The 11,942-nt window shown below is 30.3% G+C and carries 14 protein-coding genes; 3 read left to right on the top strand and 11 right to left on the bottom strand.

Annotated features, from left to right (window positions below):
• Positions 1-227 precede the first annotated feature (227 nt).
• The 7 genes from RDK80_RS08770 to RDK80_RS08740 all read right to left on the bottom strand — a co-directional run bounded on the left by RDK80_RS08770 (position 228) and on the right by RDK80_RS08740 (position 5,170).
• Positions 228-914: a hypothetical protein gene (locus RDK80_RS08770; protein WP_094903406.1), complete on the bottom strand. Its 687-nt coding sequence runs from the start codon at positions 912-914 to the stop codon at positions 228-230.
• Positions 911-1,759 (bottom strand): ABC transporter ATP-binding protein, encoded by an 849-nt coding sequence (locus RDK80_RS08765; RefSeq protein ID WP_308524074.1) that lies wholly within the window; start codon positions 1,757-1,759, stop codon positions 911-913. Before RDK80_RS08765 ends, RDK80_RS08770 begins: the two co-directional genes overlap by 4 nt.
• The gene (locus tag RDK80_RS08760) at positions 1,752-2,558 is read right to left on the bottom strand and encodes a MerR family transcriptional regulator (RefSeq protein ID WP_256310323.1); all 807 of its coding nucleotides are present in this window, start codon (positions 2,556-2,558) and stop codon (positions 1,752-1,754) included. Before RDK80_RS08760 ends, RDK80_RS08765 begins: the two co-directional genes overlap by 8 nt.
• Positions 2,559-2,736: 178 nt before the next feature.
• Positions 2,737-3,501 carry a MerR family transcriptional regulator gene (locus RDK80_RS08755; RefSeq protein ID WP_256310324.1) on the bottom strand — a complete coding sequence of 255 codons (765 nt, stop codon included), beginning with the start codon at positions 3,499-3,501 and terminating at the stop codon, positions 2,737-2,739.
• Between the two features lie 136 nt (positions 3,502-3,637).
• A complete protein-coding gene (locus RDK80_RS08750; RefSeq protein ID WP_094903400.1) occupies positions 3,638-4,117 on the bottom strand; it encodes a flavodoxin domain-containing protein in 480 nt (159 codons plus the stop codon).
• 19 nt (positions 4,118-4,136) lie between these two features.
• Positions 4,137-4,526: an FMN-binding protein gene (locus tag RDK80_RS08745; RefSeq protein ID WP_094903398.1), complete on the bottom strand. Its 390-nt coding sequence runs from the start codon at positions 4,524-4,526 to the stop codon at positions 4,137-4,139.
• A gap of 2 nt (positions 4,527-4,528) precedes the next feature.
• Positions 4,529-5,170 (bottom strand): TetR/AcrR family transcriptional regulator, encoded by a 642-nt coding sequence (locus RDK80_RS08740; RefSeq protein WP_308524073.1) that lies wholly within the window; start codon positions 5,168-5,170, stop codon positions 4,529-4,531.
• Between the two features lie 140 nt (positions 5,171-5,310).
• On the opposite strand from RDK80_RS08740, the gene RDK80_RS08735 reads away from it, so the two are divergent.
• Positions 5,311-6,069 (top strand): hypothetical protein, encoded by a 759-nt coding sequence (locus RDK80_RS08735; RefSeq protein WP_308524072.1) that lies wholly within the window; start codon positions 5,311-5,313, stop codon positions 6,067-6,069.
• 99 nt (positions 6,070-6,168) lie between these two features.
• Here the strand turns inward: RDK80_RS08735 and RDK80_RS08730 are convergent, their stop codons facing one another.
• Entirely contained in the window at positions 6,169-6,672 is a 504-nt protein-coding gene (locus tag RDK80_RS08730; RefSeq protein WP_308524071.1) for a hypothetical protein, read from the bottom strand.
• 154 nt (positions 6,673-6,826) lie between these two features.
• Between RDK80_RS08730 and RDK80_RS08725 the strand changes: the two genes are divergently transcribed.
• Positions 6,827-8,194: a hypothetical protein gene (locus RDK80_RS08725; protein ID WP_308524070.1), complete on the top strand. Its 1,368-nt coding sequence runs from the start codon at positions 6,827-6,829 to the stop codon at positions 8,192-8,194.
• A 47-nt stretch (positions 8,195-8,241) separates the two neighbouring features.
• Here the strand turns inward: RDK80_RS08725 and RDK80_RS08720 are convergent, their stop codons facing one another.
• Together RDK80_RS08720 and uvsE are read right to left on the bottom strand one after the other, a co-directional pair.
• Complete coding sequence (locus RDK80_RS08720) at positions 8,242-8,667, bottom strand: CBS domain-containing protein (protein WP_094903390.1); 426 nt, start codon at positions 8,665-8,667, stop codon at positions 8,242-8,244.
• A 119-nt stretch (positions 8,668-8,786) separates the two neighbouring features.
• Positions 8,787-9,740, bottom strand: a complete 954-nt coding sequence (gene uvsE, locus RDK80_RS08715) for a UV DNA damage repair endonuclease UvsE (RefSeq protein ID WP_308524069.1) — start codon at positions 9,738-9,740, stop codon at positions 8,787-8,789.
• Between the two features lie 188 nt (positions 9,741-9,928).
• Between uvsE and RDK80_RS08710 the strand changes: the two genes are divergently transcribed.
• Positions 9,929-10,678 carry a 3'-5' exonuclease gene (locus RDK80_RS08710; RefSeq protein WP_308524068.1) on the top strand — a complete coding sequence of 250 codons (750 nt, stop codon included), beginning with the start codon at positions 9,929-9,931 and terminating at the stop codon, positions 10,676-10,678.
• Positions 10,679-10,810: 132 nt separating this feature from the next.
• Here the strand turns inward: RDK80_RS08710 and RDK80_RS08705 are convergent, their stop codons facing one another.
• Positions 10,811-11,581 carry a DUF2087 domain-containing protein gene (locus tag RDK80_RS08705; protein ID WP_308524067.1) on the bottom strand — a complete coding sequence of 257 codons (771 nt, stop codon included), beginning with the start codon at positions 11,579-11,581 and terminating at the stop codon, positions 10,811-10,813.
• Positions 11,582-11,942: the final 361 nt, after the last annotated feature.

The following is an 11,942-nucleotide window of genomic DNA, read 5'->3' as shown; positions in this document are numbered from 1 at the left end:
AAGTCATTTTCTTAAATATAGATTGGTAATTTCGATAAATTTTTGGGGAATCTAACTAAAAATAATAGAAAGTAATCTAGAAAGGATTTTAACTCTATAAAAATAAAAGAGAATATTATAATATTCCCTTTTTTGCTTTTAAAATAATTATTTATCAGTATATGGAATTCCAATAGAATCTTGAAGTATTTATTGAAGAGTAGTGCTGAATTACCATTTTTATATGCTTAATACCTATCACCAATTTTTTTAATAGTAAAACCCAATACAAACATCCATGCAAATAGAAGCAACATTTCCATACATATTAAATCCTTGCCATCCAATATTCGTTGCGTGACTTCACTAACCTCAATACTTGGAAGTAAAACTAAAAAATTATATGTCCATTTCGGTAGAGCCTGATAAAGAGCAACAATTAAAAATAATGATATCATAACTACAGATGATAAGGCTGAACCACTTTGCGAAGATTTTACAGTTAAACCGATTATCATACCAATTTCAACAAATACAATTCCTCCTATAATTATAGGCACTAGTAAGGAAATAAGGTGAATGGAAAATTTTTCGTTAATTAAAACAACTACTATTTGAACTATTAGGGAACCAATCAGTATAATGCCACCCTTAGCGCACACAATACCCTCGAATGTCAAAGGTGAACATAACAATGCATCTATAGTTTTTGTCTCTCGTTCTTCAATAACTGTTGGACCTGCAAGCATAATTCCAATTAAAACTTGAGCAAATAATATCCATATTGATAAAAGAAGAAAATCTGCTCCTGATACCTTAATAGTAGTCAAAATCATTTTCGACATTAAAATTGGTAAAAACAGCACAGCCAAAGTTCCTGGATTTTTCAACATTTCTTTAGACTCATGTTTGCCTAAAACAAAGATACTTTTCAATTTAATTTCCTCCCCGTTAATTCTGCAAATACAGTAGAAAGTGAACTTTCCATTGTATGAATATTTACAACTCGCCCCTCTTTAATTAATTGTGCTATGAATTGATTTGTTTCATTGGTGCCAAATGGAAGATTTTTTTTGTTAATATTGCCATTATCCTTGTACTCAACAAAAATTTCATTTTTTCCATGCTGCTGCTTTAATCTTTCAGGAGTATCAATTGCAACTAATCGTCCTTCATTCATTATGCCAACTCGATTACTCATCTCGTCTGCTTCATACATATCGTGGGTAGTCAAAACAACTGTTGTACCTTTCTCATTTACTCTTTTTATATGATTACGAATTAGGATAGCAGTGTTTGGGTCAAGCCCGCTTGTAGGTTCATCTAGAAAAAGAATTTTTGGTTGGTGTAATAAAGCCCTCGCAATCAGCACTCTTTGCTTCCATCCTTTTGATAGTTTCTTGACTGCCATTTTTCTTCTTTCAGTCAGCTGTAATTCCTCCATAACCTGATCCACCTGTTTATCATTAACTCTATACAGAGCAGCAAATAACTTTAGATTTTCTTCTATAGAAGAACGGAGGTAAAGATTTTGAAGTTCAAATACAACACCGATATCCTCACAAATGGATTTTTTATTTGCTATAACATCATGGCCATTTACAATAATACTGCCTGATGTTGGCTTCAAAAGACCAGTTATCATCCTTATTGTTGTTGATTTTCCAGCGCCATTAGGACCTAAAAATCCAAATAGCTCTCCCTCTGGAATAGAAAAAGAAATATCATTAACAACATTTTTCTGTCCATAGCATTTTATAACTCTATTTAATTCAATCATTATAGCCCTCCTCTAGCTCAGGAAAATCTATAGAATTTTTTTGAAAATAGATTGAAAGAGCTTCTTCCATGAATTCATCTACTGCCTTCTGCTGTGTTCGCATCCCCTCACTCCAATTTTCACGATTCTCACTGAAACTCAGAATTCCTGGCAGCAACTCCATATTTCCACCTGTAAAAGTAAATATTAAATCCCACCACTCTTTTGCCAATATCTGTCCTTCTTTGCTATCAGGTGTCTTACCTTGTGCTTTTAATGATATGGTTTTATCACACATCTGCTGGTATTTTTGAAAAAGTCCAATGCCAAGCTCTGGATTGTCTTCAAATAATCCCTTAATATGTGTTGCCAGCTCCTCATCTTCATTAAAAAATTCAACTGACAAAAATCCTTCATTCTTTGTGCGAATAAGTGAAACAATATCAGCATATCTATTAAAATCTACAGTATTCGTTTGGGTTACGCTTTTTTTCAAAGCCTTGATAGCTTCCAATACCCTATTCAAATTATCGATTTCATACTCTATAGCCTTTGTTTGTTCTTCTAGTAATTTATAGATATCTTCTGGATTATCAAGGGAGATAAGATTATTTTTTATCTCCTCAAGAGAAAAACCCAAATACTTCATTGATAGAATTTGATATAATAATACCATATCTTTTTTTGTATATAGCCTGCGCCCTCCCTCGCTTCTTGCAGAAGGGTTCAGAAGTCCTTCTTTATCATAATACTGTAAAGTCCTCACAGTAACATTCATCTTTTTTGCTAATTCCCCAACAGTAAATAAATCATCTTTCATTCTTTTTCCCTCCTTGAATATATAATAGCATATGACGTAACGTCACAAGCAATATCGTTTTTAAAAAGTTACAATATTTAATTTTAATATTCTACCTAAGAGATCAAACTGGTATATACAAATTACTTCTATCTGTTTTTTAAATATAAAAAAAATAACACCAGAACAAGGTCTAGTGTTAAATCATAGAGTTTCTATTAAATTTTTCTTGCATGGCTTTTATATGATCCAGCATATATAATGCATTTTGTTCGGCCTTTCGTAGTGATGTAAGAAGTTTATCACAGGCAGATGCAATGTCATCATCCCCTTTTGGGGTGTCAATGACTTCTCGTATATTAACATTTGGATTACAAGATAGCGCATTCAACATACGCAAAATTGCTGCAAGAGAATAATTGGCACAGCGAAGTGAACGAATAATTTTTAGATGTCTAATATCGTTGTTGGTATAAACTCTATAACCATTCTGCTTCCTCTTAACTGTCAATAATCCATTCATCTCCCAATTTCTCAAAGTATCAATTGTAATTTGCAAATAATCAGCTGTTTCTTTTCTCGTAAGAGATAATTCATCCCCTTCTTCCTGCATACCAGACAATAGTTTTTCTGCAATTCTTATAGCTTCCTCAGCATTATCTTGCTCAACCTTAATTTGTTCCAAATAACTTTCAGTAAGTACGATGGCTTCTTGAAAATTCCCTTTTGCTGAGAGTTTTATAATACGGATCATCTTTTTTCTCAGACCATTCTGCAAAACCTCAACTTTTAAAGCTATTCTTACAAGTTTGAATTGTTCAATATGAAAATCGGTAAATACACGATAACCATTTGACCTTCTCTGTGGTTTCGGTATCAATTCAAGCTCCTCATAAAGGCGTACAGTATTAGGGTGTATTCCAATCTTTCTTGCAACTTCTGCTGTTTTATAAGTATTTTTCACGCCTGCTCCACCTCCTGCTCTTTAGGTATCATAATATAAAATCGAAGTCTGGTGTTATAGTGGAGAGTTTATTGTATCAAGAACATAAGTATACTTATTACACTCTTATATTTTATTAATAATTCATATAGATAAACTAAATAGAGTTTATCTTTTGAGCAAATTTATAAATATTATCTTCCAGTATATTTGACTTATCGGATGTTAGTTTTGATACCTTCTTTACTATTAACTTTTCCATAAAGTTCATTTTATCAAAGATAAATTCTCCTCCGAAATAGCTCTTTACTTCTGCAATCTTCAGCAACTCAGAAGGAAAGTTTTGATTTAATTCAGTATTTATCATCTCTCCCTCTTGCATACCACAAATAAATAATCCAATTCGTTTTTCCTTTAGTTTATCTAAATTCTTCGTACAAAATTCAGTGACTTCTTTTTGGATTCTACCAATATATATTGATCCCCCGATAATTACCCTATCATATTTTGAAAAATCGATAGCCTTTATATTCTTAAGATTTATTAAATCCACTTTATCATTAAGCTCTTTAGACAACAGTTTAGCACATCTTTCCGTGCATCCATATTTACTTGCATAAACTATTAAAGTACTCACTTTATTACCTCCATATAATTTAATTATTATTAAATGCATTTTCTATTGATTTAAGATAAGCTTTAGATGTCACAGTAGCTTCCGAAATTACATCAACTGTTGTGTTTTGTACTGTTATAACTTTATTAAATAAATCATGACTTACACTAGGCATAGAAAAAGTAACATCATCTTCTATATCAATTTTTATGATTTTATGGTCCTTTACTGTGATGTTTAACTCATTTGTCCATCTTCCAGCCTTGTATTTTCCATTATATACTCCATCACTTAAATTTGATATATCTATTTCGTTTATCGTAATGTCTTTTCCGTCGTTAAGTCCTCGAGATATATAAAATATTCCACTTACAAGTACAAGTATACATATAAATATTACTGATAATAATATTTTAAATATCGTCTTCAAATTTACACCTCCTTGCTATTAATTCCCTTTTCATTAACTATTTTCAATACTATTTCTTCTGAAAAATATCCTATTAATTTTTGCCTCTGTTTATCATCAATGTCTTTTTCTATAATGAGCTTTATAATAAGTCCTAATGTTGATACTGCAATCATTTGAGCAGTTAATTCAATTGTATTTTCATCTACCTTTTTATCTTTGTAAATTTCTTTTAAACAATTATATAGTGCAGCTAAAGCAGGCTTTTCTTTTGAAGCACCTTTAAATAATGAGGAGGTATGCTTTAATGCTATCTCGGATTGATTTAATTGGGCAGCTATGAATTCTTCTGGCATATCTAGTGCTGCTTTTATATAGTTTTTTGTCATTTCAACTAATCTTTCTTCAGGAGAATCTCCTTTTACCTTCGCCAAAGATACAGCTTTTACTATTTTTTTATAACCTCTTTGCATTACATTGTTTAATATTTCTTCCTTATCATTAAAATAATGATAGATAATAGATGGAGAATATTCAATTTTTTTAGCTATTTTCCTAATTGATAACTTGTTAAAACCTTCAGCAGTAATAATATCATTTGCTGCTGAAAGGATAAGTTCTCTCATTTCTTCCTTTTCACGTTCTCTTCTCTCTTTAATAGTCATTACGCCACTCCTTATTTTATTTAACATCGTTCTATGTTTAAACACTGTTCAATTTTAAGGTAACACTTTCTTTAACTTCTGTCAATATAAAAAAGAAAAATGGGAAATAATTAATTTAACAATCTGAAAGGTAGGCTAATATGGATAAGAGTAAATTCAAATTTGTTTGGATCATAATATTTTTAATAATTTTCATAAGTGGAAGCTTTATAACTCTTGATTGGGCAAGATTTTTTATAGTTAAAGAAGAGCTTAAATACAATAGATTTCTATATACATATATAGCAAAATTTTTAATTGTCATTCTTTCTACTACACTGGTTTTCATAATTGGGAAAAATGGACTTAGCCATAGTGATACAAAAAATCTTAAATTTATTTATATATTTATCATTCTTGCAGATATATCATTGGTAATTTTCAAAGAACCTTATATAGGAATTATTCTGTTCTCTATAGTACAATTAGGATTGATATCAAGAAATGGATCTGCAATCTTAAAAAATTTTACAATAGATAAATCAAAGGTTTTATCAAATAATATATTTATTAATACTGTTTTAGCTACTGTTTTATTTATACTAATTATCATGAAGGTAGCTAATAATTTGATGAAAGAGTCAACTCTATTTTATATATTAAAATTTTATGTAGTTTTACTTTCCGCATCCTTATTAATTGCAATTGCTAATCTATTGTTAAAAATATTTCCAAAACCAAACTCAATTCTAGTTACTATTGGGATGTTTTTCTTTGTTTTATGTGACTTAAACGTAGGACTAACGATGGCTTTACAATTAGGTAATTTCAGCCTAATTACAGACAGTCTTATATGGATGTTTTACACGCCTGCACTAACACTCATTGCATTAAGCGGCTATAATTATTATGAAAGTTAGGGATTTAAACACTTAAATCAATTTATGCCGATCTTAAGGATTAAAAAACACCAATGCTAATCCTTATATCAAAGGATAACAACGGTGTTTTATTTGATCTTATATGGATCTTAAATTTTTCTTCAAATATCTGTAAATGAATTTTAAAAAATAGTAATAAAAAATATTATAAGTTACTGAAACTAAAAACAGTATTAGTATTTGAATTATTATTCCTCCAGGAATCTTCATGCCAAAAACAGGGATGCCTATGCCATAATTCATGACACTTAATGTAATTGTTAGAGCAATAGAGCTTAAAATCCAAATGGCAGACTCTTTTCTTATATAATAACTACATATTCCAAGTGATATTCCAATAATTCCATTAGTGCATAGAAAAAACAATCCCTCATGTACACTTAAAATCATAACAATTATACTTGCTACTAAATATGATAGAATTCCTGTCTTAGGATTTATTCTTGAAACAATATAAATGGGAACTGCACTAAGAATAGTCAAAAATATAAGAACTTCTGAAAAGAAAACAGGTATTAGCTGAAATAAAGCTGCTATAGCTGCAAATAAGGAACCAATTATAATGTTTTTAGTATTAATCATAATATTCCTCCAATAATTGATTTTATATATGTATAATGAATTATATTATATGAGATTAAGTTATTCTTTGTTACCTTATTATATTCTCAAAAGGAACTAACTGAACGCCCAGTGAATATGCTATTACAAATAATAATTTAAAAGGAGTTTTTTTATGAGAAGACAAGAACAACTTTCTAACTCAATGAAACTATCTAGTGAACATAAAAAAAACTATAAAAGAAAACTTAATCCCTCAGACATAAGGGTCCCTTTAGGCTATAAGATAGACGTATTCGCACAAGGATTAGACACTCCTATAAGTATGGTTTTTACGGAAAAGGGAGAAATTCTCATAGCCGATGCTGGAGTAATATCTGGTAATGGCAAAGTTCTGCGTCTTTCTAACAATGGTTTTGAAATAATTGCAGAAGATTTCAATCCTCCATTAACAGGAATAAATTATCTTAATGGAAATATCTATGTATCTCATAGAGGATTTATAACCATAGTAAAGCCTGACGGAACAAAGGAGAATATAATTTCTGGCCTTCCTAGCTATGGGGACCATCATAACAATCAAATAATTTTTGGCCCTGATGGAAAGATGTATTTTGGACAAGGGACAGCTACTAATTCTGGTGTAGTAGGGCTAGATAATAGCTGGATAGAAAGATATCCCTTTTTCCACGATTATCCTGGAAATAATATAGTCTTAAATGGAGAAAATTTTATAACTAAAAATATTCAGACTGCATCACCAAATGACTATACCTGCACTGGTGCATATTCACCATTTGGTGTACCAGGTACGTCTTATGAAACAGTAAAAGGCATTGTAAGAGCTAGTGGCAGTATACTTAGATCAAATCTTGATGGTTCGAACCTTGAGCTAATCGCTTGGGGTCTTAGGAATCCATTTAGATTAAAATTTGACAGATTCAATAGATTATTTAGTACAAATCATGGTGCAGATGTTAGAGGAAGCAGACCTATTAATAACTCGCCAGATGAATTTCATATGATTATTCCTGGAACTTGGTATGGCTGGCCTGACTACACTGGAGGTCTTCCAATAACACTACCAAAATTCAAGCCAGAAGATGAGGCTCAGCCTAGATTTTTACTAGCTGAACATCCAATGGTTCCTCCAAGGCCATTTGCCCTATTTACCCCACACTCTGCAATAATGGGTTTTGATTTTAATTATAGTGATTTCGGTCCATATGGAGATGTTTATATTGCAGAATTTGGCAGTGAAGCTCCAGAAACCACAGGAGGTAACCCCCTTCCTCATGTAGGTCATAGAATATCAAGAATTGATATGGAAACAGGAGAAGTAACTGATTTCGCCATTAATAAATCTGGTCTTCCAGCATCTTATACAGGCGGAGGAGGCTTTGAAAGGCCAATTGATGTAGTATTTGGACCTGACCAAGCCATGTATATACTTGATTTCGCAGTTACGCCTGAAGATGAACCCGATGAATTTTACCCCAAATCAGGGGTTATATGGCAAATTACTAAAAATAATAAGCTGTAAGTTAAGTATAAAATTAAAGGTAGACTTCAGATATCTGAAGTCTACCTTTAATTTCTTTGATTTACTTTATCTTTAAATAATAAATCTGCACAATAATTGATAATATCGCTTCTCTTTATGATTCCTATAAATATTCCTTGATCATCTATTACTGGAACAAAGTTTTGGTTCTTCGCAAGTAAAATTAAATCCTCCATATTCGCGCTAATTGATACGGTGTTACTTTGTGTATGTCTATGAACATCCTTTATTGATATATTATTTGTGCCTTCAATTGTAAGTCCACTGGTATTCTTAAGCTTCCAGAGTAAATCACCTTCAGTAATAGCACCAACATATTTACCCTTTCTATCAATTAGTGGTATTGCCGTATATCTATGATGCTCCATTTTCTCTAAAGCTTGTCTCATGGTCGAATCTATCGTTTCATATACAATTTCACTTTTAGGTGTTAGGAAAAATGCTATATTCATATTGGTCCCTTTCTTCTAAGATATTTATTCTAAATTTCAAGAGGGTTTTCAAAATCATTACGCCCTCCATCACTTATTTTATAATCTCTCTATATAATAGTCAATCCCCAACCTAATATCTAAAATTCAAATGTAGAGGAATCTACCCATTTCCATTCTTTTCTTAAATTTTTTATGGATTCTACAAGTCTAAATAAAGCAATATCTTTCTTTTTTGCTTCTATCATTATGTCTATATCTCTATTTAAAGGTTTACAAATTTCTATAAATTCTACAAAATCATGACCATCAATAAAATCTGCATGTTTTCTATCCTTTGGAGCATCCTTGGGACTTGAAAAATGTAGCTTAGGTGGGAGTATCTCATCATCCCAGGTTCCTAATATACTAGGTAGTACTTCGCCTATTCTATATCCTTCATTATTACATATATGATGATGAACATCTAATACCATTGGTACACCTAATGTTTTGCATAGTTTAAGAGTTTCTTTTGCAGTAAAAGTTTTATCGTCATTTTCTAAAATCAGTTTAGATGTTATTTCTTTCGGATAATTTTTGAAATTGTTCTCAAATCTTTTAAGAGCTATATCCTTACCTCCTGCCGCACTCCCTACATGAAGTACCATTTTACCAAGAGAATAATCCATATCTTCAAATAAATTAGCATGAAACAACAGGTTTCTTTTGGTATTTTCTACTACCTTATTATCTACACTATTTATTACATTAAATTGATCTGGATGAGTATCAACTCTCATATCATTATCTTTTATTATATCCCCAAGTATCTTAAAATCCACATCAAACATTTTTCTATAATCCCAGTTTACATCTGGATGAGTTGCAAGTGGTATAAGGGCTGAAGTTATCCTATAAAAATGTATTTTATTGTCTATGTTATATTCTAGTATCTTTTTCAAATCTACAATATTGGAATATGTAACTTGTTTAAGCTTTCTAATCTTCTCTTCAGTTGTCAGCTTTTGATAAAAGGTATAAGTAATATTGCTTGAGGAAGTAACTTGTGGAAGATTTAAAGCAATCGCAACATAACCTAGTCTTACTCTCATAAATACACCACCCTATTTTCTTCTTACAGTTTATTATGTGTATTGAGAATAAGAATTATCTAATTTTATAATTAAAAGTCTTTTCATAGACTACAATATATTAAAATCATACTCAAATTCCTTGTTGGTAGAATAATCTTAATACATTTAGCTAAAAATAAATTAAAACGTAATTAGGGAGTTTTTAAATGTATTATATTGTTTTTGATTTAGAGTTTAATCAGGATTTTTCTTCCTTCCATGACCAAGATACTATCATAGAAAGATCCAAATATCCTTTTGAAATTATTCAAATAGGTGCAATAAAACTGGATTTAGATTTTAACACCATAGCAGTTTTTAATCGCTTTGTAAAGCCAACTATTTATTCAAAGGTAAATTCATTTATTACAGAATTAACCAGCATTACTACGGAACAGCTTCTTCTAGAAGATCCATTTTTTCAAGTTTATAATGCCTATATCGAGTTTATAGGTAATACAGAATCTATATTTTGTATTTGGGGCATGTCTGATATAAAAGAACTCTTTAAGAGTGCTAATTACTATAAATTAGATCTCAAATCCTTACCTAAAATGTTTATTAATCTCCAACCTTATGTTTCTAAGCATTTAGGCATTTCTCAAAAAAAGTTGCTTAGTCTTCAAAATGCCATAGAAGTACTTAATATTCCAATAACGTATAACTTTCATAATGCACTTTATGACGCCTACTATACTGCAGAAATATTTAAAAAAATATATACTTCATCAATTCAACCCAAGATCTATGATCCATCATATATAAAAATCAAACCTGCTCGACGTAAAAAACAGATAGATTATGATAGCCTTATTCAACAATTTAAAAAAATGTATGGCAGAAATATGACTGAAGAAGAGCAACAAATAATTAAATTAGCCTATAAAATGGGGAAAACACATCAGTTTCTAAAATGATTTAATTTTAGAACTCTACATATTCCTTCATTAGATAGTATTACATTAGAGATGCTTTAAGCTTACTCATAATCCCGATGTCTAATAAGCTCCATCATGGAGCCCCACTCTTCTTCCCGTAATATTGCTAAGTTATTCTTTTACCCAATAACTACTACAATCATTAGTACGCTCAATAAATCCATATTCTACTAGGGCTCTTCGAATAGTAGCATAGTCTTCATATATTCTTTGCAAAATTCTATTTATCTCTTTCTCAGAGTATTTCTTTCCTTTAGAAAAATGCTTAACTATTTCAGATAAAACTATTATTTTCTTCTTTTCTTTAGCAGGAAATGTTTTTATTGCTCCATTTTCATCCATATAATTTTTAATTGTATTTTCTCTTTCTTTATCAGTGATATTATACCTATCATCTATGGTAGTTGCTGTTTTATGGGCATCACATAGAGCATCTTTATCTAATATGTTTATCTTCTTATTTGTACTCGATGATATTAATTCCATCATCGCTAAGAATAATCTTGTTTGCTTTTCTTTTTCACGTAATTTATAACGATGATTTCTTATAGTAGACTGTGCCACCCCTAATTTTATGGCTATTTCCTTGTCAGATAATCCTGCTGCCATTAATATTAATAGCTCTCTTTGAACCTCCGATATCCCTATAAATGATGGGTTCATATTTAATAGATATTCTAAAGTAGAACCATGTTTTTCTGATATATGAAGTTCAGCAGCCTTTCTCGCATCATAAAACATAGAATCTATCTGATATATTCTTCCCTTCGTAAATTCCTCCTCACAAATTATACATTTGTAACTTTCATCTAATTCAACATATCCTCTTTTCATCTCCTCAATAGTTACATCCCAAAATAGTTCTTTATTATTTTCTTTCATTTTTCTCAACATCCTTTAATATATATTTATATATTGATTGTATACCATTTTTGATTTATTGTCTACATATAAATAAACTTTTTCTAATTTTGTCTATTATTTTGGCATTTCTGTTAATAAAAAAGTAGTAGTTCTTATATAAGAACTACTACTTTTTTATATGTTATTTATACCTGCCAATATAAATCAGATTTACTAAGTTAAATATTTATAATATAAATTCTAATTCTTACTCAACAAATTAAAAGCTATTCCGCCACTTATGACTCGACTCAGCATTCCTAATTCTAATTTGATATAGTCAATTCATCATATCCTACTGCTATGAATTAACTATATCAAGGAGATTAATCATATATAA

It is taken from the genome of uncultured Tissierella sp. (genome assembly GCF_902479755.1).
Lineage (GTDB): Bacteria > Bacillota > Clostridia > Tissierellales > Tissierellaceae > Tissierella > Tissierella carlieri.
The sequence above is the reverse complement of the archived record's forward strand: the minus strand, read 5'-3'. Positions and strand labels throughout refer to the sequence as shown.

What these genes read in the sequence shown, in the direction of transcription:
- uvsE (WP_308524069.1), bottom strand. Translation starts at nt 9,740, where the DNA reads ATGAGAGTAAGACTAGGTTATGTTGCGATTGCTTTAAATCTTCCACAA.
- RDK80_RS08760 (WP_256310323.1), bottom strand. Translation starts at nt 2,558, where the DNA reads ATGAAAGATGATTTATTTACTGTTGGGGAATTAGCAAAAAAGATGAAT.
- RDK80_RS08740 (WP_308524073.1), bottom strand. Translation starts at nt 5,170, where the DNA reads ATGACTATTAAAGAGAGAAGAGAACGTGAAAAGGAAGAAATGAGAGAA.
- RDK80_RS08725 (WP_308524070.1), top strand. Translation starts at nt 6,827, where the DNA reads ATGAGAAGACAAGAACAACTTTCTAACTCAATGAAACTATCTAGTGAA.
- RDK80_RS08735 (WP_308524072.1), top strand. Translation starts at nt 5,311, where the DNA reads ATGGATAAGAGTAAATTCAAATTTGTTTGGATCATAATATTTTTAATA.
- RDK80_RS08720 (WP_094903390.1), bottom strand. Translation starts at nt 8,667, where the DNA reads ATGAATATAGCATTTTTCCTAACACCTAAAAGTGAAATTGTATATGAA.
- RDK80_RS08765 (WP_308524074.1), bottom strand. Translation starts at nt 1,759, where the DNA reads ATGATTGAATTAAATAGAGTTATAAAATGCTATGGACAGAAAAATGTT.
- RDK80_RS08705 (WP_308524067.1), bottom strand. Translation starts at nt 11,581, where the DNA reads ATGAAAGAAAATAATAAAGAACTATTTTGGGATGTAACTATTGAGGAG.
- RDK80_RS08710 (WP_308524068.1), top strand. Translation starts at nt 9,929, where the DNA reads ATGTATTATATTGTTTTTGATTTAGAGTTTAATCAGGATTTTTCTTCC.
- RDK80_RS08730 (WP_308524071.1), bottom strand. Translation starts at nt 6,672, where the DNA reads ATGATTAATACTAAAAACATTATAATTGGTTCCTTATTTGCAGCTATA.